The sequence below is a fragment of the Enterococcus sp. DIV1304_2 genome (assembly GCF_050555445.1).
GTDB classification, from domain to species: domain Bacteria; phylum Bacillota; class Bacilli; order Lactobacillales; family Enterococcaceae; genus Enterococcus_B; species Enterococcus_B pernyi.
The window spans coordinates 2,268,294-2,294,263 of sequence record NZ_CP187851.1 but is presented as its reverse complement, the minus strand read 5'-3'; the positions used below and the strand labels follow the sequence as shown (position 1 = coordinate 2,294,263).

Annotated in this window: 25 protein-coding genes and 2 pseudogenes; 24 read left to right on the top strand and 3 right to left on the bottom strand. The window is 38.1% G+C overall.

From position 1 onward, the window contains the following. Positions 1 to 111 precede the first annotated feature (111 nt). Positions 112 to 1,476 (bottom strand): amino acid permease, encoded by a 1,365-nt coding sequence (locus IGJ14_RS10630; protein WP_195273251.1) that lies wholly within the window; start codon positions 1,474 to 1,476, stop codon positions 112 to 114. Positions 1,477 to 1,771: 295 nt separating this feature from the next. On the opposite strand from IGJ14_RS10630, the gene IGJ14_RS10625 reads away from it, so the two are divergent. The 18 genes and pseudogenes from IGJ14_RS10625 (at position 1,772) to IGJ14_RS10540 (ending at position 17,233) form a co-directional block, all read left to right on the top strand. After that, positions 1,772 to 2,662, top strand: a complete 891-nt coding sequence (locus IGJ14_RS10625) for an oligosaccharide biosynthesis protein Alg14 (RefSeq protein ID WP_065096059.1) — start codon at positions 1,772 to 1,774, stop codon at positions 2,660 to 2,662. Positions 2,663 to 2,721: 59 nt separating this feature from the next. After that, complete coding sequence (locus tag IGJ14_RS10620) at positions 2,722 to 3,822, top strand: glycerate kinase family protein (RefSeq protein ID WP_108145848.1); 1,101 nt, start codon at positions 2,722 to 2,724, stop codon at positions 3,820 to 3,822. A gap of 251 nt (positions 3,823 to 4,073) precedes the next feature. Next, positions 4,074 to 5,588, top strand: a complete 1,515-nt coding sequence (locus IGJ14_RS10615) for an Lsa family ABC-F type ribosomal protection protein (RefSeq protein WP_195273250.1) — start codon at positions 4,074 to 4,076, stop codon at positions 5,586 to 5,588. A 104-nt stretch (positions 5,589 to 5,692) separates the two neighbouring features. Continuing rightward, complete coding sequence (locus tag IGJ14_RS10610) at positions 5,693 to 6,220, top strand: histidine phosphatase family protein (RefSeq protein ID WP_195273249.1); 528 nt, start codon at positions 5,693 to 5,695, stop codon at positions 6,218 to 6,220. A 155-nt stretch (positions 6,221 to 6,375) separates the two neighbouring features. Beyond that, the gene (locus IGJ14_RS10605; protein ID WP_019723609.1) at positions 6,376 to 6,957 is read left to right on the top strand and encodes a polymer-forming cytoskeletal protein; all 582 of its coding nucleotides are present in this window, start codon (positions 6,376 to 6,378) and stop codon (positions 6,955 to 6,957) included. A gap of 223 nt (positions 6,958 to 7,180) precedes the next feature. Then, entirely contained in the window at positions 7,181 to 7,699 is a 519-nt protein-coding gene (locus tag IGJ14_RS10600; protein ID WP_195273248.1) for a hypothetical protein, read from the top strand. Then, positions 7,699 to 8,028: a hypothetical protein gene (locus tag IGJ14_RS10595; RefSeq protein ID WP_229053915.1), complete on the top strand. Its 330-nt coding sequence runs from the start codon at positions 7,699 to 7,701 to the stop codon at positions 8,026 to 8,028. Before IGJ14_RS10600 ends, IGJ14_RS10595 begins: the two co-directional genes overlap by 1 nt. A 326-nt stretch (positions 8,029 to 8,354) precedes the next feature. Beyond that, on the top strand, positions 8,355 to 8,873 hold the full coding sequence (locus tag IGJ14_RS10590) for a hypothetical protein (protein ID WP_195273247.1): 519 nt from the start codon (positions 8,355 to 8,357) through the stop codon (positions 8,871 to 8,873). Positions 8,874 to 8,875: 2 nt separating this feature from the next. Further along, positions 8,876 to 9,349, top strand: a pseudogene (locus tag IGJ14_RS10585) (lipase family protein); the annotation flags it as partial. Positions 9,350 to 9,516: 167 nt separating this feature from the next. Beyond that, positions 9,517 to 10,035, top strand: a complete 519-nt coding sequence (locus IGJ14_RS10580; RefSeq protein ID WP_207463579.1) for a hypothetical protein — start codon at positions 9,517 to 9,519, stop codon at positions 10,033 to 10,035. Positions 10,036 to 10,039: 4 nt separating this feature from the next. After that, positions 10,040 to 10,384 (top strand): annotated as a pseudogene (locus IGJ14_RS10575) (triacylglycerol lipase); the annotation flags it as partial. A gap of 151 nt (positions 10,385 to 10,535) precedes the next feature. Further along, positions 10,536 to 11,048 carry a hypothetical protein gene (locus IGJ14_RS10570; protein ID WP_195273245.1) on the top strand — a complete coding sequence of 171 codons (513 nt, stop codon included), beginning with the start codon at positions 10,536 to 10,538 and terminating at the stop codon, positions 11,046 to 11,048. After that, positions 11,048 to 12,403: a lipase family protein gene (locus IGJ14_RS10565; protein ID WP_430607748.1), complete on the top strand. Its 1,356-nt coding sequence runs from the start codon at positions 11,048 to 11,050 to the stop codon at positions 12,401 to 12,403. The genes IGJ14_RS10570 and IGJ14_RS10565 overlap by 1 nt, the downstream gene beginning before the upstream one ends. A gap of 16 nt (positions 12,404 to 12,419) precedes the next feature. Then, positions 12,420 to 12,725 (top strand): hypothetical protein, encoded by a 306-nt coding sequence (locus IGJ14_RS10560; protein ID WP_065096410.1) that lies wholly within the window; start codon positions 12,420 to 12,422, stop codon positions 12,723 to 12,725. Between the two features lie 19 nt (positions 12,726 to 12,744). Beyond that, a complete protein-coding gene (locus tag IGJ14_RS10555) occupies positions 12,745 to 13,017 on the top strand; it encodes a hypothetical protein (RefSeq protein WP_010734740.1) in 273 nt (90 codons plus the stop codon). 271 nt (positions 13,018 to 13,288) lie between these two features. After that, a complete protein-coding gene (locus tag IGJ14_RS10550; RefSeq protein WP_195274272.1) occupies positions 13,289 to 14,356 on the top strand; it encodes a DUF871 domain-containing protein in 1,068 nt (355 codons plus the stop codon). Next, entirely contained in the window at positions 14,353 to 15,246 is an 894-nt protein-coding gene (murQ, locus tag IGJ14_RS10545) for an N-acetylmuramic acid 6-phosphate etherase (protein WP_195274274.1), read from the top strand. The genes IGJ14_RS10550 and murQ overlap by 4 nt, the downstream gene beginning before the upstream one ends. Before the next feature lie 13 nt (positions 15,247 to 15,259). Beyond that, a complete protein-coding gene (locus tag IGJ14_RS10540) occupies positions 15,260 to 17,233 on the top strand; it encodes a glucose PTS transporter subunit IIA (protein WP_195274276.1) in 1,974 nt (657 codons plus the stop codon). Between the two features lie 36 nt (positions 17,234 to 17,269). Here the strand turns inward: IGJ14_RS10540 and nrdI are convergent, their stop codons facing one another. After that, positions 17,270 to 17,719, bottom strand: coding sequence for a class Ib ribonucleoside-diphosphate reductase assembly flavoprotein NrdI (nrdI, locus tag IGJ14_RS10535; protein ID WP_430607743.1), 450 nt, complete (start codon positions 17,717 to 17,719; stop codon positions 17,270 to 17,272). Positions 17,720 to 17,927: 208 nt separating this feature from the next. Here nrdI and IGJ14_RS10530 point away from each other — a divergent pair, with 208 nt between their 5' ends. The 6 genes from IGJ14_RS10530 to IGJ14_RS10505 all read left to right on the top strand — a co-directional run bounded on the left by IGJ14_RS10530 (position 17,928) and on the right by IGJ14_RS10505 (position 24,962). Further along, complete coding sequence (locus IGJ14_RS10530) at positions 17,928 to 19,352, top strand: basic amino acid/polyamine antiporter (protein WP_023520116.1); 1,425 nt, start codon at positions 17,928 to 17,930, stop codon at positions 19,350 to 19,352. A gap of 336 nt (positions 19,353 to 19,688) precedes the next feature. Next, a complete protein-coding gene (locus IGJ14_RS10525) occupies positions 19,689 to 20,480 on the top strand; it encodes a TraX family protein (RefSeq protein WP_430607740.1) in 792 nt (263 codons plus the stop codon). A 434-nt stretch (positions 20,481 to 20,914) separates the two neighbouring features. Continuing rightward, a complete protein-coding gene (locus IGJ14_RS10520) occupies positions 20,915 to 21,601 on the top strand; it encodes a DUF969 domain-containing protein (protein WP_023520114.1) in 687 nt (228 codons plus the stop codon). A gap of 10 nt (positions 21,602 to 21,611) precedes the next feature. Further along, the gene (locus IGJ14_RS10515; RefSeq protein WP_029594256.1) at positions 21,612 to 22,556 is read left to right on the top strand and encodes a DUF979 domain-containing protein; all 945 of its coding nucleotides are present in this window, start codon (positions 21,612 to 21,614) and stop codon (positions 22,554 to 22,556) included. Positions 22,557 to 22,801: 245 nt separating this feature from the next. Further along, entirely contained in the window at positions 22,802 to 23,446 is a 645-nt protein-coding gene (gene pcp, locus IGJ14_RS10510) for a pyroglutamyl-peptidase I (RefSeq protein ID WP_019724428.1), read from the top strand. A 250-nt stretch (positions 23,447 to 23,696) separates the two neighbouring features. Next, complete coding sequence (locus IGJ14_RS10505) at positions 23,697 to 24,962, top strand: hypothetical protein (protein ID WP_430607737.1); 1,266 nt, start codon at positions 23,697 to 23,699, stop codon at positions 24,960 to 24,962. Positions 24,963 to 25,110: 148 nt separating this feature from the next. Here IGJ14_RS10505 and pnuC read toward each other — a convergent pair whose 3' ends face one another. Then, positions 25,111 to 25,857, bottom strand: a complete 747-nt coding sequence (pnuC, locus tag IGJ14_RS10500; RefSeq protein ID WP_019723707.1) for a nicotinamide riboside transporter PnuC — start codon at positions 25,855 to 25,857, stop codon at positions 25,111 to 25,113. Between the last annotated feature and the right edge of the window lie 113 nt (positions 25,858 to 25,970).

Here is a 25,970-nt window from a genome sequence, read left to right as displayed (position 1 = left end):
TCTCTAAAAAGACTAATAAAAACCAGCTAGAAAGCTCAAAGATCCATCAAGTGATCTCGTATTTTCTAGCTGGTTCATGGGGAAGTTTTAGTTATCTATCTTTACCATCAATCAAATCGAAGAAAAAGGCTCATTTTTTATCGCAAAGACATCTTTTTTCTTTTGATAGCTAAAGAAAATCACCGCATATAATAAAGCTGTCAAGACCGTTACACCAATTGAATTTGTCATGAGTATCCCAATCAAGATCAAGCTTAACGCGATCAAAGCAAATAAATTAAAACTTTTGGCTTGCCAAGTGCCTTTCTTCAATGCTAAACGAAAAGCGGCAGCGCTGATCATTAGCCAAATCACGAGTACCGTATAAGAAAGAGAACCGGCTAAGTAACCGAAAAGTTTGTCACCTACGAAATAGGAAAGGATGACCCCTAGATATAGCACGCTGGTACAAAATAATACAGCACGTTGTGGCACATAATGTTTGTTCAACTTTGCCAGTTTCTTGGCGGTGCCTTTTTTGTCTTTCAAACGGAAAAACAAGAGACGAGAAGAAGCATAAACGCCAGAATTGATCGATGAAAAGAGTGCCAAGACAATGACGAAGTTCACGATATCACTAGCAAAAGGGATATTCATCTGTTCAAACACCAAGACGAACGGGCTAACCGCAGAACCAGCTAAAGTATTCCAAGGGAAAAGAATCAGCAATAAGAAAAGCGGAATAATATAGAAGGAAACAATTCGGCCCATGACCCCTTTTATCGCTTTTGGTATGGCTTTTTTAGGCTCGTCCGCTTCACTGACAGTAATTGCAATCAATTCTGACCCGCCATATGAATAGATAACGACAAGTAATGAACTAACGACCCCTTTTAATCCATGGGGAGTAAAGCCACCGTGATCAGTCAATTGACTTAATGTAGGGAAAATTCCAGTTCCTAACATTTGTTGTCCGACGAGATATAACCCGAAAAGAATCATCAAGATAATGACACTGATCTTCGCAAAAGCCAACCAATATTCGGTTTCAGCAAACAAGCGGACAGAATAAAGATTGATCAGAGTCGTTAAAATAGCTAAAAGCAAGATGAAACACCATGCAGGTACATGCGGAAACCATAATTGTAAGAAGGAAGCTGCTGCTACAGCCTCAGCGATGATATTGATCATCCACATGGAATAATAGACCCAGTCGACGAAATCCGCAGAATGATTACCTAAATAAGGGCGAATCAAGCCAGACAATCCATGTTGTGTATCCCCACCGTCTAAAACTAACTTACCCAGACCACTCATCACAATAAATAAAATACCACCACCGATCAAAAAAGCAAGCAAGACCGCAGGACCAGCGATCCCAATGGCTTCACCACTTCCTTTGAATAAACCAGCACCAATTGCACCACCCAAAGCAAGCATCGTGATGTGTCTGGAGCTTAGCTGTTTTTTTAATTTTGTTTGTTCTGTACGTTCCATCAAAAACCCTCTTTTCTAAAAACATGAATGAAAAAACAAATAGGTTATAAAATAATATTCTCTATAATAACAAATTGTCTGACAATTACAACTATTCTGAAAACTTTTTTGTAATTTTTAATGAAACAATCATAGAACTCTTATCTGTTTTGATAATTATTGTTATATTTCTATAAAAAATAACTTGAAACGAAAGCGTTTCATTCGCTTTTTCCTTTCATACAGGGCTATTATAAGAGGAAACCCATAATTAATAGGTTTGTTTTGAGTAAGTAAAAATAAGGAGTTGATAACTATGAGCCAACACGAACGATTGCTTATAGCGAAAAATAAGGCGTTATATTTTTTCCCATACGTACAAACAATGGACGTCATCTCAGCAAAAGATTTGATGGATGATTCCTTTATGTCATCGTTCCAACAGCAACTCGATCAATATAAACTAATTATTTTTTTAGATTATGGTTTTGATGTGGCATTTGCTTCTCGTATTCGACCGTACACAAATGCGAAGATCATTCTCTTCTTTTGGAACCATTTTAAAGAAGAACACCTTCAATTATTGAAGAAAGCAGAAGCAGAACCAGCAATTGATGACATTTACCATTTTGATATTTTAGAAGCAAAAGAGTTAGGGATTAAACATAATAGTTCTTTTTATTCAAAAGAGATGGAATTACCAAAAGCTGAAGTCACGACTGATCTGTTCTTTGGAGCAACTGATAACGGCAGAAAACAACGAGCAGATGATTATCAAGCCGCATTTGAACAGTTAGGTATTTCAACAAACTTTTATATTTTACCAAGTCGTGGAAATGATCAAGAAGGGTATCTGACCTATACAGAATATTTGCAAAAGACGAATGGTTCGACCGGTATTTTGGAATTGTTGCGAGAAGGTCAAAGTGGTGTGACTTTACGAACATTTGAATCTATTTTCTTCCAAAAAAAATTAGTCACTGATAACAAAGCAATTTCCGGGTATCGTTTCTACAATCCACAAAATATTTTCTTGTTGGAAGAAAGGAATTTGGAGGAACTTCCTGCATTCTTAAATAGCCCTTATCAAACCGTCGATCGTGAGATCATCGAATTTTTTGATGTAGAAAATTGGTCACAGCGGTTTATCGATTATGATCCTAAAGTATTTTCTATCTATGAATATAGCGGTATTGAAGCACGTTAGATATGATATAGTTAAAGAAAAACACGTTGTTCAATCATCGCAGAAAAAGGAGTCTCAGAATGAAATTACTTGCAGCAATCGATTCGTTTAAAGGTAGCGCATCGTCTATTGAACTCAACCAAGCAGCATTGCAAGGCTGGGGGGAGGCGGAACAAACAGTCAATCAACCCATCGCAGATGGTGGCGAAGGAACTGCTGAAGTGATTTACGCTACTTTAGGCGGGGAATGGCGAACACTTTTTTGTCCGGATTTGCTCTTTCGGAAAAAAGCATGTCGTTATTTACTGACACAAAAAAAGAACCGTCAGTTAGCCATCATTGAATCGACGGAAGTCATTGGATTGGACTTGTTGACCGAACCGACAGATCAAACGATCCGGTTAGCTTCAAGTTTTGGTTTAGGAGAGTTGATCAAAGATGCTTTGGATCAGCAAGTAGACGAAGTTATCGTAACATTAGGTGGTAGCGGTTGTTCTGATGGAGGCTTAGGTTTATTGCAGTCATTAGGGGCGAAACTAAATGGCGTTACAGAAGGGAATCCTTTGTTATCTATCGAGACAATCGACGTCTCTCAATTAGAGCGAATCGAGCAACGATTGACGATCGCAGCGGACGTTACGAGTCCTTACACTGGCAAACAGGGGGCGACTCAACTATTTGGGAAACAAAAAGGTGGTTCACCAGAAACTCTAGCATTTTTGGAAGCCCAAGCAGAAAAGGTCGTTGAACAAATCAAGGAAAGCACAGCAATTGATTTGAATAAACTCGCTGGCAGTGGCGCAGCTGGTGGAATCGGAGGCGCTCTAGCCATTGTCGGGGCTACGATGAAAGCAGGTTTTATGACTGTCTCTGAGTTAGTAGACTTAGAAGATAAAATCAAATCAGCCGATATCGTGATTACAGGAGAAGGACGGATCGATCAACAGACAATTCATGGGAAAGTGCCTTATGGTGTGGCTTCTTTGGCAAAAAAACACAACAAAAAAGTTGTAGCGTTCTGTGGGAGTCGGGAAAAAGATTTAGGTGAATTAACGACGATTCTTCCTAGTGTATTTAGTATCCAAACTGGCCCAACTTCTCTTGATAAGGCATTGGATCATCAAGAAACACTTGAGAACGTCAGACTGCTTTCACAGGCAATCAGTGGCTTGTTTCAATAATTTATTGGTTGACAGTCTTAAAACACCTATGGTAACCTAGTGGCAAATAAAGACAAAGTGAGGGATCCGCGCATTGAAAAAGTAAGTCAATTTGTTGAAGCTGCATTTTAACTATACCTTGTTCGTTCAAGGGGATAGTATGCAGATTTTCAGAATTGGCTGCTTTCAATGAGTGGGTCTCTTTTTGTACTCATCTTCTTTGACCAGTTCTGAAAATAGGACTGGTCTTTTTTATAACGAGGTGAAGATAAATGTCTAAAATCGAAATCAAACAATTGACGTTTGGCTATGACAGCCAAGACGATCTGTTATTCGATCAAGCAAACTTAAATATTGATTCCACATGGAAATTAGGACTGATTGGTCGAAATGGTCGTGGTAAAACGACGTTATTAACTATTTTGCAAAACAAACTACCTTATCAAGGACAAGTGACCCATCAACAAGAATTTGTCTATTTTCCACAACAGGTCAGGGAAACGAATCGACTAACCTATGATGTGTTGTTAGAAGTTTCAGATGGTGAGTTATGGGAGATCGAGCGTGAGCTGATGTTGATGCAAGCAGATCCGGAAATTCTCTGGCGCCCATACGATTCCCTTTCCGGCGGAGAAAAAACAAAAGTATTGCTGGCTCTCTTATTTACCGATGAGCTGCATTTTCCACTGATTGACGAACCAACAAATCACTTAGATGTGATTGGGCGTCAGCAAGTAGCTGAATACCTGAATAAGAAAAAACAAGGGTTTATTGTTGTCAGTCATGATCGTCAGTTTATTGATGAAGTCGTTGACCATCTTTTGGTCATCGAAAAAAGTCAATTAGTGATCTATCAAGGAAATTATTCCGTCTACGAAGAACAAAAGCGTAGAAAAGATGAGTTTGAGTTAGCACAAAACCAAAAAATCAAAAAAGAAGTCGGACGTTTGAAAAAAACCGCAGCTGAAAAAGCGGAGTGGGCTAACTCTCGAGAAGGAGACAAAACAAAAAAACGTGTTGGCTTTATTGATACCGAAGCACGGCGTGTCAATCGTGGCGCAATTGGAGCGGATGCTGCTCGTACAATGAAACGTTCAAAAGCGATCGTCAATCGGATGGAAACTCAAATTAGTGAGAAAGAGAAATTACTGAAAGATCTAGAGTCGATCGATTCATTGAACATGTGCCCAAATCAGTCGCATCATAAACGCTTATTGACAGTAGAAAATCTACAATTAGGCTATGAAGAGATGTTATTCGATCCTATCAGCTTTAGCATCGAGCAACAAGAGTGTGTGGCAATAACTGGACCTAATGGTAGTGGTAAATCATCGATCATCCAGTATTTACTTGGGGAATTTACTGGTCAATCCAAGGGGGATGTCACACGTCCAGCAACAATCAGCATCAGTTATGTTCGCCAAAACTATGAAGATAACACCGGATCATTAACAGATTTTGCGCAAAAGAATCAGCTAGACTTGGAACTCTTTTTAAATAATCTTCGTAAATTAGGAATGGAAAGAGACGTGTTTCATACCTCCATTGAAAACATGAGTATGGGGCAAAGAAAAAAAGTGGAATTAGCCAAATCATTTGCACAATCCGCAGATCTTTATATCTGGGATGAGCCATTGAATTATCTGGACGTGTTCAATCAAGAACAAATCGAGCAGCTTTTAGTACAAGTCAAACCAGCGATGTTGATCGTCGACCATGACCAGCGATTCTTAGAAAAAGTCTCAACGAAAAGAATCGACTTGAGAAGAAGAGAAACACACATTTGAATCACTAAGGCTAATCGAACGTCGTCGATTCCAAGCAGATGATCCATTTGGACTGAAATTGTATGATAAAATTGAAAGAGCATAAAATAAAGGAGAGTTATCTAATGTTATATATTACTAGACATGGCGAAACGACTTGGAATGCTCAAGGCTTAGTTTGTGGCCATGCAGACATCGAATTAACAGAAAAAGGGAAACAACAAGCAGAAAAACTCGCTGAAAAAGTTGCAAACTTGGAGGTACCGATCACAAAGATCATCCATTCCCCTTTGCAACGCGCAAGAGATACGGCACAAGCGGTAGCCAAAAAAGTTAATCTACCTATGACAGTGGATGAACGACTGATCGAGATGGATTTTGGGGATTATGATGGGCGTCCTAGCGAAGACGAAGACTTTCAACGTGCACGCCAAAATTTTGCAGTACGTTTTCCAAATGGGGAATCGGTTTTAGATGTGTATGCACGGATCACGCCGTTGTTAAAAGAGTGCTTAGAAGATGAGGATAATGTCTACTTGCTTGTTTGTCATAATGCCCTGATCCGAATCATCAATGCCTATTTTCATCCGATGCCAAATGACACATTCTTTGACTTTTTTGTTGAAAATACGGAATTAGTTACATTTGACTAGCTGTTTTTATTCTTGGCGTAACAAGAATAACTAGAGGATGTTATCGTAAATTTTCTACTATATAAAATATTTTTTCTTATCATGAAGATTATTTCACATAAGTACGCTTTCATGGTATAATTTCATAGGAATACAAAAAGAGAGGAAGAAATTTAATGTTATCAAAAAAATTATCTTTATTAGGTTTAACAGCAACAGCACTTTTGGCTTTAGGAGCTTGTGGTGCTGACAACAATGATTCATCTAATTCTAGTTCAGCTTCATCAACAACAGAAGTAAGTACAACAGAAAGTTCAGCAGATGTTGTATCAACAGCTTCAATCAGTGATGATCCAGCTGTTTTAGAAAAAGCAATGTCAGCTGACGGTAACTGGATCGTTGCAGCAACAGGTGATGTGACATTCTCAAATGATGTAACTATCGCAGGCGAATTCCATGACAAAGATGATGCAAGTGCAGACATCTACCGTAAAATTGCTTTGTACTCACAAGACGATGACCGTAACGTAACTGCTGAATACACAATCACTGTTCCAACATTGATCGTTGAATCAGAAAACACAAATATCGTTCACGGAACAATCAAAGGTGACGTACTTGTAAAAGCGAACGGCTTTGTATTAGACGGAGCAAAAGTAGAGGGTAACGTAACATTTGAAAAACAAGAATACCAAGATTCAGCAAAACTTGACGAAAACGACGCATCAGTAACAGGCGACGTAACAGTTAGCGAATAATCTTATAGTCATAAAGACATCTAAAGCAGAAATCCTTCTGTTTTAGATGTCTTTTTTCATTAAAAAACATTCGATATCAATCCTTAGTGATACGACCATAGGCATAGTGAGAAGTTTTACATAAAAACAATTGAGCGGGAAAAACGTATATAACTAAAAAGAGACTAACCTTATGATAGAAAATAATATGGAGTAAAAGACATTCATAGATAAAGGAGGAAATATGAAAAAACGGCTTTTGCTAGGTGTGTTAGTGATCATTATCTTAGGAGGAATTGGAGGAAAAATGTATATGGATAAAAGAGAAGGAGATCGTCAAGAACTGTTGGAAATACAGAAAGATTTGGCGAATTATGTATATAATAATTATCGTCTCTATGTAAACAATCGGGAGAAAGAAGAAGAAATTTTCAGAAAGTATGACCGCGGACAAGGTGAAATGACAACGGAAGAATATTTGAAAGCATTGTTGGAGGTCAGAGAATATGAGGAGATAACTAAAATTGAATTTACTGGATATTCCATTGATCCAATGAATTCATTAATTATCTATTTCACAGTTAATGATGTCTATCAAGAAGAAGTATGGTTAGATACAAGGTCAGCAGAAACAGACAAGTTCATTTATACAATAACAAATAGTACAGGTGAGGGTCCCTATTATATCACTGAAAAAGAAGCAAAAACTCAACTTATACTCCCTGATGATCAAATTATATACTATAGGGGAGGGATAGACTAATGGACCAAAATAGAAAGATATCTAAATTTGTATATCGCATCGAAAACGGTCTAGTAAAAATCGGTAAACTAGTAAAAGGGACTCAATTTATCGTTATAGATACAATAGATACAAATAAAGACAAAATCGGCAATGAATCTAAGCCAAAGAAAAATAGTATGCAAGCAATGGTAGTTGCTAAAATAAAAGAGGAATATCTTGGTTATAATGAACAGCAATTAAGAAAAGTACCTGGTTTCCCCGACTCCGTCATCACCAAAAATCTTACGATTACCTATGCTGGCACGACTTCGGTCAAAGATTGGCATACAAACTTCGTTGAAATTTGAGGAAACAATAAACACTAAAATGGAGCATTTCTCTCCGCTTTGAACTATGCCCGTGAAATTGAAAAACATTACCCAAAGTCAGAGGGTTATACGATTTCATCGACAGGGTACTCAGTAGGTGGAGCTAAAGCAAACTTCTTGTCGCAATAATCAAAGGCAATGACAAAGTACTTACTGAAATAATTAATTTTTATCGTGGACATACATAACTATCAAAATCAGAGCGTTCAATAAAAAAGATTGTATCTAACATAAAAAATTCCAGAATAAGTAAGAAGCTTATTCTGATTATATATAAAACTAAAAGAAGTCTGAAAGGAGGATATATGAAGAAACGGTATTGGCTAGGTGTGTTAGTGATCATTATCTTAGGAGGAATCGGAGGAAAAATGTATATGGATAAGAGACAAGAAGATCGCCAAGAATTGCTGGAAATACAGAAAGATTTGGCGAACTATGTGTATAACAATTATCGGCTCTACAAGAAAGATCCAAAGAAACAAGAGGAAATTGTAGAGGAATACCAAAAAGATGGAGGAATAACAACCGAAGAATACTTAGAAAGAATGTTGAGTATCAGAGAGTATACAGATATTGAGAAAATAGAATTTACTGGATATACAGTAAGTCCAATGAATTTTTTAGAAGTACATTTTAATTTGAATAACTCTAACAAGCATATCGCAACTTTGGGAGTAAAATCCGCAGAAACAAATAAATGGCGCTACAATGTCGATATAGGTAGAAAAAAAACTGAAGACAAGTATTTTATAGAAGTAAGAGAATTTCCTAATGGAATAGAAACACCTACTGAAATAATTGAATATTATTACGGAGGTTTATAATTATGGATCAAAATAGAGATTTTTCCAATGAGGTTTATAAAGTTGAGCATGGAGAAATTGAACTGAACACTAAAATTGGAGAAAAACAAAATTATTTAGTTATAAATACCATAGATACCAATAAAGACAAAATCGGCAATGAATCTAAGCCAAAGAAAAATAGTACGCAGGCAATGGTAGTAGCAGAAATTAAAGATGAATTCAAAAAACTTAGTGATAATGAATTAAGAAAAGTACCTGGCTTCCCCGACTCCGTCATCACCAAAAACCTGACGATTGCCTATGCTGGCACGAATTCGCTCAAAGATTGGCATACAAACCTCGTGGAGATCTGGGAGAGCAATAAACACTCAAATGGTGCATTTGCTTCTGCCTTGAACTATGCCCGTGAAATTGAAAAGCAGTATCCCAAATCAGATGGCTATACGATCTCAACGACAGGACACTCGTTAGGTGGAGCTAAAGTACACTTCTTGCCGCAGCAATCAAAGACAATGACAAAGTATCTACTGAAATAATTAATTTTTTATCGTGGCCATACATAACTATAAAAAGAGTTATATCTTATATAAAAAATTCCAGAGTAAGTAAAGAGCTTATTCTGATCATATATAAAACTAAAAGAAGTCTGAAAGGAGGATGTATGAAGAAACGATTTTGGTTAGGTGTATTAGTGGTAATTATTTTAGGAGGAATCGGAGGAAAAATGCATATGGATAAAAGGGAAGAAGATCTTCAAGAATTGCTGGAAATACAGAAAGATTTGGCGAATTATATGTATAACAATTATCGGCTCTACAAGAGAGATCCTAAGAAACAAGAGGAAATCGTAGAGGAATACCAAAAAGAAGGAGGAATAACAACCGAAGAATACTTAGAAAGAATGTTGAGTATCAGAGAGTATACAGATATTGAGAAAATAGAATTTACTGGATATACAGTAAGTCCAATGAATTTTTTAAAAGTGCATTTTTTGATAAATGATTCAAATAAGCAAATTGCTACATTAGGTGTCAAATCTGCTGAAACTGATAAATGGATTTATGATATCGATTCAGGTAAAAGTAAACCCGGTAATAAATACTATTTAGAAGAGCTAGAATATCCCAATCGTAATCAACTAAGCGAAATAAAGATTGTATTTTACAATGGAGGGATATAATTCAATGGATCAAAATAGAAGATTCTCAGATGAAGTATATCAAGTTGAAAATGGTAATCTAGTCGTAGGTGATAGGATAAAAAGAAATAAAAACTATATTGTTATAAATACCCTAGATACCAACAAAGATAAAATTGGTAATGAATCTAAACCAAAGAAAAACAGTACACAGGCAATGGTTGTTGCTGAACTTAAGGATCGTTATAAGACATTTGATAATGAAGATCTAAAGAAAGTCAAAGGCTTTCCCGACTCCGTCATCACCAAAAACCTTACGATTGCCTATGCTGGCACGTCTTCGCTCAAAGATTGGCATACAAATCTTGAGGAAATTGGTGAGAGAAATCAACGGTTATGACGTATTACCTATTCATATAATTATCTTTTATTGTAGAAGTACATAACTATGAAAAAAATATATATTACATAAAAATTCCAGAATAAGCGAGAAGCATAGTCTGAACATATATAGAACAAGATAGAATCTGAAAGGAGGAGCTATGAAGAAACGACTTTGGTTAGGTGTATTAGTAGTAATTATTTTAGGAGGAATTGGAGGAAAAATGCATATGGATAAAAGAGAAGAAGATCTTCGAGAATTGCTGGAAATACAGAAAGATTTGGCGAATTATGTATACAATAACTATCGGTTATATACAACCAATGATGAGGAAACTGATAGGTTTACACAAGAATATAGCAATGGGGATTTGACAACAGAAGAATATGTAGAAAAAGTGGTAAGTGTTAGGAAATATATAGATATAAACAAAATAGAATTTACTGGATATTCGATTAGTCCGATGAATTCATTAGTCATCTATTTCACAGTTAATGATGTTTATCAAGAAGAAGTAGGGCTAAACACAAGATCTGCTGAAACAGATAAGTTTATTTATAGAATAGCTAGTGGCAGAGGTAATGGGCCTTATTTTATAGATGAAAAAAACGAAAAACAGGAAATCGGTATCTCAGATGATCAAATAATCTATTATACAGGGGGAATAAATTAATGGATCAAAATAGATACTTATCTGAATTTATTTATAAATTAGAGAGTGGCGAAGTTAAATATGGTAATAGACCTCTTGGAACAGATCATATAGTTATAGGTACTGTGAATACCAATAAAGACAAAATCGCTAATGAATCCCAGCCAAAGAAAAACAGTATGCAGGCAATGGTAGTAGCAGAAATTAAAGATGAATTCAAAAAACTTAGTGATAATGAATTAAAAAAAGTACCTGGCTTCCCCGATTCCGTCATCACCAAAAACCTTACGATTGCCTATGCTGGCACGACTTCGCTCAAAGATTGGCACACAAACCTTGAGGAAATTGGTCGAAGTAATAAACATCCAGATGGCGCATTTTTCTCCGCTTTGAACTATGCCCGTGAAATTGAAAAGCAGTATCCCAAATCAGATGGCTATACGATCTCAACGACTGGGCACTCGTTAGGTGGAGCTAAAGCACTTTTTGTCGCAGGGCTCAATGGTTATGACAGTGTGACGTACGGCGCGGCGGGACCAGGGCTTGCACAAGCATTATTTGATAATCATCCCGGTACCCTGATCAATATCTACGACACTTCGGATGTCGTCACGAGTGGGCTTTTCACTGGTGGGAAAGGGATGCTTCCAATCAATAGTTTTGGAATCGATAATTCGGGCTGGGAAACATTTGGCCATTCGCTGGATCAATTCAGAACAGATGAAGAGGGAAATTATATCGATAAGCATGGACAGATCATCGTATACGTCGATGGCAATGGGGGGATCTTGTTAGCCCCAACTTTGTGGCAACAAACACTTTTGGAAAACGAAGCAATGATCAAACTACTAGCAGTCAGTGGCGAGCATACGCTAGATGAAATCAAGCGTTTGAAAGAAGAAAATGAGTGGCTCAAGGTTCAAATCAAAGAGTTCTTGACATTAAAAGAGTTACAGCAGAAGCTGACTGCAAGTGGTGGCGGACTTTCTCAATCAGAAAAAATTTATTTAGAGGATAGCCAAGCATTAGCTGTCGTACGGACCGCAGCAAGTAAATTTGATGAGGCGATGAGCAATGTTCGCGTGATTTACCAAAACGGGATCACGGAGTTGGAAGAGTTATGGAATGACTGGTTGGGAAGAGTACGCAATTATACGCCACATTTGACGTACAACGAGGTAATTGAAACATTAGCCGAAGTTAATTGTACAAAATGGGAGATTGTCGATGAGCCAACACAGGAATTTAGAGATAAGATCCGCCAGATCGATCAGATGTCGGAACAGTTTCAAACGCTCGCCGATGAAATCACCCGAAAAATCAATGAAATGGTGGCACGTGACAAAGAATTAGCGAATCAATTGTTTGGGGTATAAAAGGAGGAGAGGAAAATTGAGTCAGGAAATACAGCTTTATGAAACATATCAAGCAACGAAACGAGGGTTATCAGAGCAAGAAGAAGCAATGATTGCAACAGAAAGAAAAGTCCATGAGCTAGCGGAAGCAACTTACAAAGATCTCCGATTGATTTTGCGCTCTTTTTCTGAACCACAAGAGGCCTTTGACTATGGACGTATCATGATTTCTCGTTTAGAAGAGGATCTGTCGACGGAATTGCGCCATCAACGAAAGAAAATCCAGCTTGACCTAGAAGATAACGAGCAGGTCTATCGTAAGAAACTGGCACAATTGGATTAAAAAGAATGGAGGTTTTGAGATGTTTGAAATGATTGAAACGATTGATCAATGGTGGGAGAAATATCAGAAAGATATGGAGAAATGCTTAACTCGTTCACTTGGAATCGCGCTGAAAAGTGAGAAGGGATTGAAAATAAGAACGACAAATCAATCTGGGAAGAATGAGACAAATAGAGCAAAACGCACGATTTCTTCAGCAGGTACAGGATTGAAGGAGACCCTCAAAGGGCAATTTGGCAACAAAGTGTCGCTAGCTTTAGACGAACAAGAAAAAGCCTTAGACAAAGGTTAGTGAAAGAAACACAAAAAACCTATTCTTACATAAATTGATTAAAGGATTCTGTCAGAATTGATCAACTGAATAATCTATAAAAGCCGAAAATAGGTTGGACTATTTTCGGCTTTTTTGGATTAGTTGCTTAGATGAATTCATTGATTCGTTTTTTTTTTACACTATCAAGAAATGAAATTTAATATATTTTATATTTATGTTGAAAAATTATTTCATACGAAGTATAATCAATTTATAAATGAATGCGGATACATGGCAAGGGGGAGAGTACATGTTTGGTTTTTCTGTATTTATGAATCAAGAGTTGTCTGAAGAAACGAAAACGTATATCCATGAAATGGCAGAGAAGGGATTTATTGGTATCTTTACATCCATGCATATTCCAGAAGATGATCCTTCAGCTTATAAAAGGCGTTTGACGGAACTTGGCCAAGAAGCAAAAGCAACCGGATTAGAGTTGATGGTAGATATATCGGGTAAGGCATTAGAGTTGGCAGGGTTCTCCTTAGAAAATCTTGAGCCATTAAAAGAGATTGGGGTGACAGGTCTGCGGATGGATTATCACCTGTCGAACCAACAGATTGCGAAGTGGTCTCATCAATTGAAAATCAGTTTGAATGCAAGCACGATCACTGAACAAGATGTGCAAGAATTAAAAGAAGCAGGTGCTGATTTTACTCAGATGGAAGCTTGGCACAATTATTATCCGCGCCCAGAAACAGGGTTAGACAAATCGTGGTACCAAAGAAAAAATCAATGGTTAGCAGAACAAGGATTTACGATTCAAGGATTTGTACCAGGAGATGAAGTGTTGAGAGGGCCTTTATACAAAGGACTTCCAACATTGGAAGAACATCGTTACCAACATCCTTTGGCAGCAGCGCTAGACTTAGCTTCATGTGGAACGGATCTGATCTATATTGGTGACGGTGGGCTATCGCTGACCACGCAGGAACAATTTTCGTATTATAAAGAAACAGGTGGTATCTTATTGCATGTGACATTGTTGGACCCAACATTTGGTCCAATCATTTTAGGTACACATACGAATCGACAAGATGAAGCTAAAGCTGTGGTACGTTGTGCAGATGCACGATTTAGAGAAATCCCTCCTATTCCTGCTCGACTAACAGATGAACGGAAAACAGGTACGGTCACGTTAGATAATGAAGCGTATCTTCGCTATATGGGTGAAATCCAACTAATGAAAGAAGATTTACCAGCAGATGAAAAAGTCAATTGTGTGGCACGAGTGATCTCGGCTGATTTGCCATTGATCCAACAAATCCATGCAGGAATGATTTATAAATTTAAATGTAAAGAAGGAATTGAGAAATGACGATCGATTTAGATAAATTAACAACGGAACGTAGAAATCAAAAGACATTTGGTTTGGATGAGATGAGTGTTTCTGAAGCCGCTCGCTTGATGAATCAAGAAGATCATGAAGTGGCGGCAGCTGTCGCAAAAGAACTACCAAGTATTGAACCAGTGATTGAAGCCGCGATTGTTTCTTTCAAAAAAAATGGACGCTTGATCTACATGGGCGCTGGCACAAGTGGACGATTGGGTGTACTGGATGCAGCCGAGTGTGTTCCTACATTTGGTGTAGAGCCTGAAATGGTCATTGGTTTGATTGCAGGTGGTGAAGCGGCTATGACTGTCGCAGTTGAAGGTGCAGAGGATTCACTTGAGTTAGGGAGAGAAGATTTGATCCAGTTGAACTTGACGGAAAATGATTTGGTCGTAGGTATCGCGGCTAGCGGTCGCACGCCTTATGTGATTGGTGGCTTAGACTATGCTCGTGCAATCGGCGCAAAGACGGCAACGATTTCTTGTAATAAAGAAGCTGAAATCAGTCAACATGCTGATTTTCCTATTGAGGTAGATGCCGGACCAGAATTTTTAACAGGTTCGACACGTTTAAAATCTGGAACTGCACAGAAATTGATTTTAAATATGATTTCTACAATCAGTATGATCGGTATCGGAAAAGTATTCAATAATCTAATGGTCGATGTCAAGCCAACAAATGACAAATTAGTCGAACGTTCAAAGCGAATCATCATGGAAGCAACAGAAGTGGATTATGAAACAGCAGAAAAATACTTTTATGAAGCGGAACAAAATGTTAAACTAGCGATCGTTATGTTATTGACGAATAGTGACAAAGAGACAGCAAAAAGAAAACTAGCTGAGGCAGACGGCTTTGTAAAACGAACGTTGTAAGGGGGAAAAGGAAATGGCAAAAAATGAATTGACTTTGACAGAGCTGGCAAAACAAATTTATGCTGGAGCTGGTGGCATGGGCAACGTAGACAGCGTTGTCCATTGCATGACACGGGTTCGGATGAAGGTCATTGATGAATCGTTGGTCGACGTAGCGAAATTGAAAGCGATACCGGGCGTGTTAGGGGTAGTTGAGGATGAACAGTTACAAGTCATCATCGGACCAGGGAAAGTAAACAAAGTCGCACAAGAAATGGTTGACCAAGCAGGAGTCAAACTAGGTGAAAAAATTCCTGGAAACCCTAATGTTACAACTGGTTTATCAGGGAAAGACAAGGTCAACGAACGTGCCCAAGAGATGAAGAACGTACAAAAATCAAAACAAAAACCGTCAAAAATCAAATCAATTTTAAAAGATATCTCGAATATATTTGTCCCAATGATTCCAGCTTTTGTTGGTACAGGGATCGTTGCAGGGATTGCCGCAGTATTGACAAACCTTGTGACAGCCGGAACCATCGATGGTGCATCATGGCAACAGTACATCGACATCATGAACATTCTTAAAAATGGGATGTTTAGTTATCTTGTCATCTATACTGGGATCAATGCCGCTCAAGTATTTGGCGCAACGCCAACACTTGGTGGAGTAATCGGTGCGGTTGTCATGTTGACGGGGATGAATCCAGAAGCTCCTTTGACGAACTTGTTTACTGGAACGCCACTTGCTGCCGGACAAGGTGGGATCATCGGTGTGATTTTTGCGGTCTGGTTGCTTTCAATCGTTGAAAAGAAATTACACAAAATCGTTCCTGATGCAGTAGACATCATTGTGACCCCAACTCTTTCATTGATTGCTATCGGGCTGATCGAGATTTTCTTGATCATGCCATTAGCTGGTTTTATCTCAGATGGTATGGTAGGAGGGATCAATTGGGTACTTAGTGTGGGTGGTGCCTTCTCAGGATTTGTATTAGGTACATTATTCTTACCGATGGTCATGTTTGGCTTGCATCAAATATTGACTCCGATCCATGTGCAAATGATCGATGAAACAGGACGTACATTATTATTGCCTATTTTAGCAATGGCAGGAGCTGGACAAGTTGGTGCTGCGCTTGCTTTATGGGTACGTTGTAAGAAAGACAAAGAATTGACTGAAATGATCAAAGGTGCGTTACCTGTAGGGATTTTAGGGATTGGTGAACCATTGATCTATGGTGTTACATTGCCTTTAGGTCGTCCATTCATTACTGCTTGTATTGGAGGCGGTATCGGTGGTGCGGTGATTGGCTTGATCGGGAATATTGGTGCCATTGCTATTGGTCCTTCTGGCGCAGCGTTGATTCCTTTGATTTCAGGTGGCAAATGGTTTGGCTACGTCCTTGGATTATTAGCTGCTTATGCGGGCGGATTCTTAGCTACTTTCTTATTCGGGATTCCTAAAGAACAATTAGCGAAAGAAGAATTAGCAGAAGAAGCACCTGTTTATACAGCATCAAGTACTGACTCAACAAATCAAACACAAGCCGTTCAATTATGTGCAGTAGCAGATGGTACAGTGCAATCAATCGAACAAGCAAGTGATCCTGTATTTGCTCAAAAGATGATGGGAGAAGGGTATTTTGTTGAACCAACGAATGGTCATATCTATGCGCCAACTTCTGGGATCATCAGCTCTATTTTCCCAACGAAACATGCCATCGGATTAACAACAGCTGATGGGTTAGAGCTATTGATCCACATGGGAGTCAATACTGTGGAACTAGGTGGAACGCCATTTGATATAAAAGTGAGTGAAGGACAAGCTGTCACAAAAGATACGATGATAGCGGACGTGGATCTAGCTGCGATCAAAGAGGCAGGAAAAGAAACCGCTATGATGGTTCTCCTGACAAATATGGAACATGTCCTAACGTTTGTTTTAACACATACAGGTGAAGTAACAGCAAAAACACCTGTGATGGATGTGGAAAGTGTAAAATAATAAAAAGCGCAAAATCAAAGGATTTTGCGCTTTTTATTAAGCTCCATATCGTTGAACTAAGGCATGGTAGATTCTTTCAACATCTATTGGTGTACCACGTAATTCATAATCTTCTACCATAGGGAAGCCGAATTGTTCAGCATATTGTTTCGCTGTCAAACAATATTGATAGTTAAAATTTTTATTTCCGCTACCGACAACACCAAGACAAAGCGCATGATTTTCTTGATATTCCAAGTATTCTCGCATGGTTTCTGTCAAAATCTCTTGGTCACCACTGTCAATGCCATTGCCTCCTTCTAGATAGGTTGGCACAAACACAAAGAAAGGTTTAGTTTCTTTTTCAAAGTCGCTATTTTCATGGATCTCTTTCAGGTGGACTAAGGGAAGTGAAGCATCTTTTTCATGTTGTTCCACAGCAAATGCTGCTAATTTTTTGACAAATCCTCGGGTGTTACCAGAAATTGAGATATATAAGATATTCATGATATCGTCCTCCAATCATTCTTATCCAGTATAGCATTTTTTTGTTTTTTGGGTAGATAAGAAGAGGAAGAGAAGCGGTCGCTTTCCTTGTATAATTAGAAAAAAATAGTTACAATTAAATTTCAATTAGAATTATTTAGAAAAAAATAAATGAAACGAAGTTTTGCTATACTTTGCATAAAAGCGGTTTATTTTGGAGGATGCGTACATGGACACAGAGCAACAGAAAAAAGGTATTGGATTGATCCCACTAGCGGCCTTAGTGATTGGGTCAGCGATTGGAGGTGGCGTTTTCGGTATTATGACCGACATCTCAGGATCGGCTGGTGGCCCAGCATTGTTCAGCTGGGTATTAGTTGGGACGTCCATGATGATGCTCTCTTTGTCAATCAATAATATCAATAAGAAACGTCCAGAATTAGAAGGTGGTATTTTTAGCTATGCCGAAGCTGGCTTTGGTCGATTTTCGGGATTCATCAGTGGGTGGGGCTATTGGCTGACCTGCTGGTTAGGAAACGTGGCATTTGCTACGCTATTGATGAGTGCGTTGGGCTATTTCTTTCCAGTATTCGATGGGGGGCAAAATGTCGCCTCGGTCATCGTCAGTACTATATTTTTGTGGGGATATGCTTGGCTCGTCAATCGAGGAGTCGAAAATGCCAGTTACGTCAATGCAATCGTGACAATTTGTAAATTAGTTCCGCTATTTTTATTTATCATTGTTGCTATCAGCACGTTCTCATTGCAACAATTCATCAATAATTTTTCAAGTGATATCATCTTGAATGCCAATGGACAGCCGATTCCTTTCTCAAGTCAAATCCTAAGTTGTATCATGGTGATGCTTTGGGTATTTGTTGGAATTGAAGGTGCATCTGTGGTGGGTTCACGAGCGAAGAAAAAATCAGATGTCGGAAAAGCCACGATTTTAGGAATTTTTGGATTGATCGTGATCTATGTTTTAGTTTCGATGTTGCCTTACGGTACGATGACGATGGAAGAACTCCAAACAATCCAAACGCAACCAGCAATGGGCTATGTGTTTGAGATGATGGTTGGTAAATGGGGAGCTGTCGTGATCAATGGTGGACTGATCATTTCCCTGGTCGGTGTATGGTTATCTTGGACGATTTTACCCATTGAAACGATGCGCAATATGGCGGATGACGGCTTATTGCCAGCGCGTTGGGGAAAAGTCAATAAAAAGGGCGCACCGACATATGCGATCGTATTAACGACTTTATGTACAAATGTCTTTTTGCTTTCGCTACTGTTTACAGATAGTGCCTATAACTTTGCTTATACCCTCGGAACAGCAGCGATCTTCTTTACGTGGTTATTCTTAGGATTGTATCAAATGAAACTATCTTATCAAAGAAAAGAATGGGTCCAATTCTTGGTTGGCTCATTAGCAAGTGCTTTTCAAATTTGGGCAATGCTATTTGTCGCTTTCAATGAAGTGATGCTCGTTCTTGTATTATTTTTACCAGGTATCTTATTTTATCTCAAAGCAAGAAAAGAAAAACAGCAAGCTGTTCCACAGACAAAACTTGATTATTTATTGCTTTCGTTAGTCTCGATTTTTGGAGTAGTGGCATTGGCATTATTTGCCACTGGAGTGTTACATCTATAAAACCTACGAAAGTTTAATACCATTCTTTTTATATTACTCAAAAACATCTGAGCGATCGACCAAACCTGGTCATTGCTCAGGTGTTTTTTGCTATCTGTTATCTGTTCCTTCGATTGAAAAAAAAAAGACTTTCTCAAAATGGTTTTACACGATCGTATACTCAATTTCAGTGAATCAGAATGATTTTATTGTCACATCTCACACAATGAGGTAGTTACGATTTGGATGATTGTTCAAACAAACAATTTTGTAAGAGAAAATGGTGAGAGAAAGATGGTCGAGGTAGGCGGTGATTGGCTATACTTGATTCTTGAGGTATAAAAATGGAGGGAACATATGAGAGTGAAAGGGTTGACGAGCTATCAATTGAAATGGATAGCGATTGTTTTTATGGTCGTTGATCATATCAATAGTTATTTTGGGATGCAATTAGGATTACCAAGTTGGGTCTCGTGGTTGGGACGTTTTGTTGCGCCATTATTTGTATTTTTATTAGTTGAAGGTTTCAAGTATACCCATAGTAAATATCAGTATGCGAAACGATTAGGACTGGCGGCTTTCGTCGTAGCTATCGGAAATATCATCTATCAGTTATTAACAGGAAGTTACATCAGTGAATATAATCATCAACCAAACTTTTATTTATTTTTAGGTCCACATAATATCTTTTTGACATTATTTTTGCTGTTTTGCTTGATGTGGCTTCTTTCTACAATAAAAGGAAAAACACTTTGGAGAAAAGTGATGCTTTTAGTAGTAGCATTTTTATTGATCATGATCACGGTAGCTTTTTCAGAAGGTGGCATGTATTTAGTTCCAATGTTGTTACTAATGTATTTCTTCCGCGAGAAAAAAGAACGAGGGAAATTGGTTCTAGGCATTTTTGTTTATACGCTGATTTTATTTTGTCTAGCAATTTTATCCTACACACAAATGCCGGAATATCAATCATTGTATCAATTTTTAACGTTTGATAACGAATTTATGATGGTCACAGTGATTCCGTTTATCATTCTTTATAACGGTAGACTAGGTGGGACAGGACGCGCATTCGACAAGTACTTTTTCTACTTGTTTTATCCGCTACATCTATGGATCATCTACTTGGTTTTTTCTTTTGTTCATTAAGAAACAAATGACTAGCTTGTTTAAACAAATGAGACGAGGTCGGAACAGAAGTGTTCAGCCTCAAGAAATAAGGCACCATCCACAAAAATTGTTCTTCAAATTCTTGTGGATGGTGCCTTGTTTTTTCGAAGAGGTTACTTCTGTTCCTGTCGTTTATTCGGTTTTAGGGGAGAGAGGACTAATGTCCCAGAAACGTCTCATTTATTTTTATGAGTTGTTTCAAACATTACAGTTTTGATTCCTTAGTTAGATGTAAAGAAATGTTATGTAGTTCAAGAAAATTGGCAGTATAAATAAGACTTCAAGTCATTTGTTGTTATGGAATTGACAGAATTTTTAAAATATATAATTTTTTTTTGTAAGAATTCTCTATATTTTCAATCAATTTTATTTTATAATGAAAAAATATCATGTAATTTTTAGGAGGAAAACGGATGGAAAATTATCTTAGCCTTTTAGGCGTACTGATTGTTATTCTTGGTTTTGCTTTCAAGTTAGATTCGATCTTGATCGTCATGGTTGCGTTAGTCGTGACCGCATTTACTGGTGGATTAGGTCTTGAAGGTATGCTAGAAACATTAGGTACAAGTTTTGTGAATAACCGAGGAATGGCAATTTTTATTATCATTATGTTAGCAACTGGTACGTTAGAACGCAATGGTCTGAAGGAGTCTGCTGCAACGTTGATCAAACGTTTCAAGAAAGTGTCAGCTGGAATGATCATCGATATTTATGGTGTTTTCCGAATGATCTTTGCAGCTTTCAATGTCAGCTTTGGTGGGGTTGCCGGCTTTGTACGTCCAATCATCATGCCAATGGCGTTAGGTACCGTTGAATCAAAAGGATTAACCGTCAATCCGGAACATGAAGAGGAATTAAAAGGAATGTCTTCAGCGATGGAAAATATTTGTTGGTTCTTTGGTCAAGTACTATTTATCGGTGGGGCAGGTGCTCTATTAGTACAATCCACATTAAAAGACTTAGGCTACGAAGTAACTCTTGGTCAGTTGGCACTGGTGCAAATACCAGTCGCAATCACAGCTCTAGTCGTGGCGAGTGTCTATTTCTATTTAAAAGAAAAGAAATTAGCGAAGAAATACTATTCAGGAAAGGAGAAATAAGATGGATTTTTTGACCTTTTTTACAAATTCTGAAGTATTACTAAGTGAAAAATTATTAGAAATCTTATATATCCTGATGGGACTAGTCTTGATCTATACGGGTCTTCGTAATGCCTTTGATAAAAGTAACCCGCATCGATTTGGTTCTGCCTTTTTCTGGACAGTTTTAGGAGTCGTGATTGCTGCTGGACGTTGGATATCTCCAACTTACAATGGAATCTTGATTTTCGCGATGACGATCCCAGCAATCACCAAAAGAGTGAGTAAAGGTGCAAGTCGTTTGCCATCAAAAGAATACATGGAAAAGATGTCAGATAAGTTAGGGATGAAAATCTTTATTCCGGCATTGAGTATTGGGATCTTTGCCATTTTATTCGCACTATTCACTGATTTAGGTGCTTTAGTCGGTGTAGGTGTTGGGGTATTTGTAGCGATGTTGATCTTGATGTTCTTTTCAAGAGATAATCGACCAACGACTTTCTTGGATGATGCTTCAGACATGTTAGGTACAGTCGGTCCTTTAAGTATGTTACCGATGCTATTAGCTTCATTGGGTGCGGTCTTCACGAGTGCAGGCGTTGGTACCGTGATTTCTAGTGCAGTCGGTACGATCGTTCCAGAAGGAAATGTCAATATTGGTATCATCATCTATGCGCTAGGAATGGTTCTATTTACAGTGATCATGGGGAATGCTTTTGCGGCAATCACCGTCATGACAGTCGGAATCGGTGCTCCTTTTGTCTTTAGTCAAGGGGCTAACCCAGCATTGATCGGTATGGTCGCGTTGACATGCGGTTTCTGTGGAACGTTGTTGACACCGATGGCTGCTAACTTCAACGTGGTACCAGTGGCGATGTTAGAAATGAAAGATAAATACGGCGTGATCAAGAATCAACTATTCGTTGCTGTATTCATGCTGGTTTTCCAAATCGTGTATATGATTTTATTTAAATAAGTTTATTGATCGAAAAAGAATCAACGATTTCCATAAGATATGGGGAAGATTGATTCTTTTTCTGAACAGCTAAGCGTTTCATTATTGAATGTTTTTTGTTAAAATAGACAGACACTGAGTCACTCTATTTTGAATGACTTAACGTGTTAAATATAATAGTGATGAACAATCAATTTTTGTTGTTTAAATAAATCTTTGAATGATGAAATGAACGATCATTTTATAGAATAATGGAGGAATGAAAAATGAAAGTACTCGTAACTGGTTTTGATCCATTTGGTGGAGATAAAGTAAATCCTGCCTATGAAGCAGTCAAAAAAATGCCGTCTGAAATTGCCGGTGCAGAAATCATCAAATTAGAAGTTCCCACTGTTTTTGGTAAAAGTGGTCAAGTCGTAAAAGAAGCGATCCAAGAACATCAGCCAGAGATCGTGATTTGTGTGGGGCAAGCGGGTGGACGTTCAGCAATTTCTTTTGAACGCGTAGCAATCAATCTAGCTGAAGCGCGTATTGCAGATAATGAAGGCAACCAACCATTTGATACGCCGTTAGAAGCAGATGGCCCAGCTGCTTACTTTACTTCATTACCAATCAAAGCAATGACAAAAAATGTCCATGAACATGGTTTACCAGCATATATTTCTTATACAGCTGGTACGTTTGTTTGCAACGACATCATGTATCGATTGTTACACTTGATCGAAACAGAGTTCCCAACGATTCGTGGAGGCTTTATCCATGTGCCATTCTCACCAGATCAAGTCATCGACCGCCCTGTAGGGACACCGGCAATGTCACTTGATGATATTGCGGCTTCATTGACTTATGCGATAGAAGCGGCAGTCAACAACAAAGAAGATATTTCAGGTAACGCAGGAACAACTCACTGATAGTTAGCCGAATCGAAGCAAATGGTAGATGAGGTCTAGGACGTTAGGCATCTTGTGCCCATACAAACAGATAAATGGTGTTCCAGAAGCTGACCTCCAACAGTAAGATCAAGACACTGCTGTCACAGCCGCAGCTTCACGTATGAAAAAAGCGAAAAGCCGAAAATAGCTCACATTATTTTCGGCTTTTTTGTTGCTCTTTGAACGTATTTATTTTTACTCTCTTTATTTAGAAAGGCAGGTGAAAGGTATGAATGAAAGTTGGCAAGCAATTTTTGACGAATGGTTCCCAAAAGAAATCAAGCAACACTACCCAATAAAAATCTCCAAACAATATACAAGTAGCCAACGATGGGAAATCTATGAACGATTGACGAAACAACAACGAATCGTCATTGATCAACATCGTCGTTATTTGATCCACTCGCGTTTTTTGGAAGAAAACTATTTAGCAGCAACGGATTGGATTTTTTCTGACTTTAAGATCAATCCATTTTATCGCACATCACGCAGACAACAAAAACTTTATTGTGAATGTGGCCGTGAACTGAAAGTCCAATATATCGTTCGTTCACCTAAAACGGGTAAGGAATTAAAACTAGGGATCAATCATTTTGCAGAACACTTGCACGTTAGTCCAACAGTTGCCGTGTCGATCAATCAGGGAATGACTAAAGTGGATCTAGCGCTGGATGAGATCCTTTGGCTGAAACAACAAAATATTGCCTTTCCTGAACGACTCTGGCAAGAATATTGTCTAATGTTGTATCATAATCGTCGGCTGAAACAACCAATTTTACCAGATAAAAAGCGAACTACACGAATCGCCGAATTTCGTCATGCCCAGTTACCGATTTATCTGGCAGACTATCAAGCAATGGAAAAGTACATCCAACAAGTTAGCTATCAGGCAAAAGAAAAGCCGAAAAAAATCCTTGAGAAAAAATCATTATTTGAGGATTTTTCAGAAGAGTTGACTAAAGATGTTGAAGCGTTCTTGACTAACTATCAACTATTTCTCCAAAAAGATTGGTCGTCTGTTTCATTGGCAGAGACAAGCCAACCATCTGTCGCTTTTTTTGAAGAGTTCATCGCTAATCTACGAGAAGGATCGAAGAAAGAAGCTGTAGACGTCGACCGATTAGCAAAAGAACAGCGTTTTATCCAACCGAAAATTTATCACTTAGTCTGGCAACAGTATCAACGCTATGGATTTACGACCGGTTTTTTCGATAGTATTCCTCGTGTGATGAGAAATGGTTTTCTAAAGATTTTACGCAAAGAACGCGAAGAAAAACAGCAAGCTACAACAAAAACTGTGACAGAAACTGAATGGCAAGAACTTGCAAAGAAAATCAAAAAACAATCAGTCGCCTCTTTGATCCAAGAATATGAACAAGCAGACTATGTATTTACTTCAGAACAACAGCTTGCATTAAAAAAGTTCCAAGAATTGGAATCAGTGATACAAACGATGGATGGAGACATTAGAATGTTGCTCAAGGATTTGATTTAGTTGACTCGAACCGCTGAGAGAATCTTGGTATGACGATACCTAGAACCAAGCGAGAAAAGTCCCATCCTATTTTGGGTGACTTTCTCGCTTTAGTAAGAGGTTTGAAAAACAAACCAATTTCTAGTACAAGTTTATTTATTGTTTTCCATCAAGAAACATGGTGCGAAAAATATTCTGCTTCCATGCGCTGCATACGCACTCTTTCTTTTTTGTTGTACCAAGGGGAGACAGTAAAAGCTAATAAGTCATTGATCAAGTAAACAGAGCTATTGATAAACATAGCTAAACTAGCAGATCCATGGGTATAGGAAACATACCATAAGACCATTTGTGCAAGACCAGAAGCAAGCCACCAATAATATTGATTGTTGTAGCGAAGGAAGCTAATGATACCAGCAGAAAGACTGATTGAAAAAGCAATAGCATCGATCCAAGGACGAGGATCATCTGTGTACGTACCAATCAAGTAACCTGAGACCAAGTAAACGAAAACAGTCCCGGTTAATGCAATCAACCAACTTTTTCCACTAAATTCTCGAATTTTGGAAGCCATATTATGATTCCATTCTTTACTTAATAAAACTGGGATATCTAATGTGACCATATAGGCAATTTGCTCGCCGATACTCAAGTAGTTTTTGGCAGAAAAACCGACGATGATAAAACAAATGGCAGAGAGAATTCCTAGAATACCGTTGACTGATTTGGCGGCATTGATTGATAAAATGCACAACACCCCCAGATTTGTCCCGATAAAGGTAATGATCGACAACCAAGTGATTGGCTGATTCACAAGAGTCATGACTTGGCAGCCTAAACTAAAATAGAATAGATAATAATTCTGTTGAGGCCAGCCTTTTAATTGATGGAACAAAAATCTGAAATAATTACGCATAAATAAAAACTCCTTTAAACACAATATATAGTGTTCGATTATTTTTAGAGACACAAATTATTGTATTCCTTTGAAAAAATATTTCTAGTCTTTCATTTTAAAAAAATATGTGT

Bases quoted from the DNA above. Each gene is read 5' to 3' on its own strand.
- IGJ14_RS10630 (WP_195273251.1), bottom strand. From the start codon at position 1,476: ATGGAACGTACAGAACAAACAAAATTAAAAAAACAGCTAAGCTCCAGA.
- IGJ14_RS10625 (WP_065096059.1), top strand. From the start codon at position 1,772: ATGAGCCAACACGAACGATTGCTTATAGCGAAAAATAAGGCGTTATAT.
- IGJ14_RS10620 (WP_108145848.1), top strand. From the start codon at position 2,722: ATGAAATTACTTGCAGCAATCGATTCGTTTAAAGGTAGCGCATCGTCT.
- IGJ14_RS10615 (WP_195273250.1), top strand. From the start codon at position 4,074: ATGTCTAAAATCGAAATCAAACAATTGACGTTTGGCTATGACAGCCAA.
- IGJ14_RS10610 (WP_195273249.1), top strand. From the start codon at position 5,693: ATGTTATATATTACTAGACATGGCGAAACGACTTGGAATGCTCAAGGC.
- IGJ14_RS10605 (WP_019723609.1), top strand. From the start codon at position 6,376: ATGTTATCAAAAAAATTATCTTTATTAGGTTTAACAGCAACAGCACTT.
- IGJ14_RS10600 (WP_195273248.1), top strand. From the start codon at position 7,181: ATGAAAAAACGGCTTTTGCTAGGTGTGTTAGTGATCATTATCTTAGGA.
- IGJ14_RS10595 (WP_229053915.1), top strand. From the start codon at position 7,699: ATGGACCAAAATAGAAAGATATCTAAATTTGTATATCGCATCGAAAAC.
- IGJ14_RS10590 (WP_195273247.1), top strand. From the start codon at position 8,355: ATGAAGAAACGGTATTGGCTAGGTGTGTTAGTGATCATTATCTTAGGA.
- IGJ14_RS10580 (WP_207463579.1), top strand. From the start codon at position 9,517: ATGAAGAAACGATTTTGGTTAGGTGTATTAGTGGTAATTATTTTAGGA.
- IGJ14_RS10570 (WP_195273245.1), top strand. From the start codon at position 10,536: ATGAAGAAACGACTTTGGTTAGGTGTATTAGTAGTAATTATTTTAGGA.
- IGJ14_RS10565 (WP_430607748.1), top strand. From the start codon at position 11,048: ATGGATCAAAATAGATACTTATCTGAATTTATTTATAAATTAGAGAGT.
- IGJ14_RS10555 (WP_010734740.1), top strand. From the start codon at position 12,745: ATGTTTGAAATGATTGAAACGATTGATCAATGGTGGGAGAAATATCAG.
- IGJ14_RS10550 (WP_195274272.1), top strand. From the start codon at position 13,289: ATGTTTGGTTTTTCTGTATTTATGAATCAAGAGTTGTCTGAAGAAACG.
- murQ (WP_195274274.1), top strand. From the start codon at position 14,353: ATGACGATCGATTTAGATAAATTAACAACGGAACGTAGAAATCAAAAG.
- IGJ14_RS10540 (WP_195274276.1), top strand. From the start codon at position 15,260: ATGGCAAAAAATGAATTGACTTTGACAGAGCTGGCAAAACAAATTTAT.
- nrdI (WP_430607743.1), bottom strand. From the start codon at position 17,719: ATGAATATCTTATATATCTCAATTTCTGGTAACACCCGAGGATTTGTC.
- IGJ14_RS10530 (WP_023520116.1), top strand. From the start codon at position 17,928: ATGGACACAGAGCAACAGAAAAAAGGTATTGGATTGATCCCACTAGCG.
- IGJ14_RS10525 (WP_430607740.1), top strand. From the start codon at position 19,689: ATGAGAGTGAAAGGGTTGACGAGCTATCAATTGAAATGGATAGCGATT.
- IGJ14_RS10520 (WP_023520114.1), top strand. From the start codon at position 20,915: ATGGAAAATTATCTTAGCCTTTTAGGCGTACTGATTGTTATTCTTGGT.
- pcp (WP_019724428.1), top strand. From the start codon at position 22,802: ATGAAAGTACTCGTAACTGGTTTTGATCCATTTGGTGGAGATAAAGTA.
- IGJ14_RS10505 (WP_430607737.1), top strand. From the start codon at position 23,697: ATGAATGAAAGTTGGCAAGCAATTTTTGACGAATGGTTCCCAAAAGAA.
- pnuC (WP_019723707.1), bottom strand. From the start codon at position 25,857: ATGCGTAATTATTTCAGATTTTTGTTCCATCAATTAAAAGGCTGGCCT.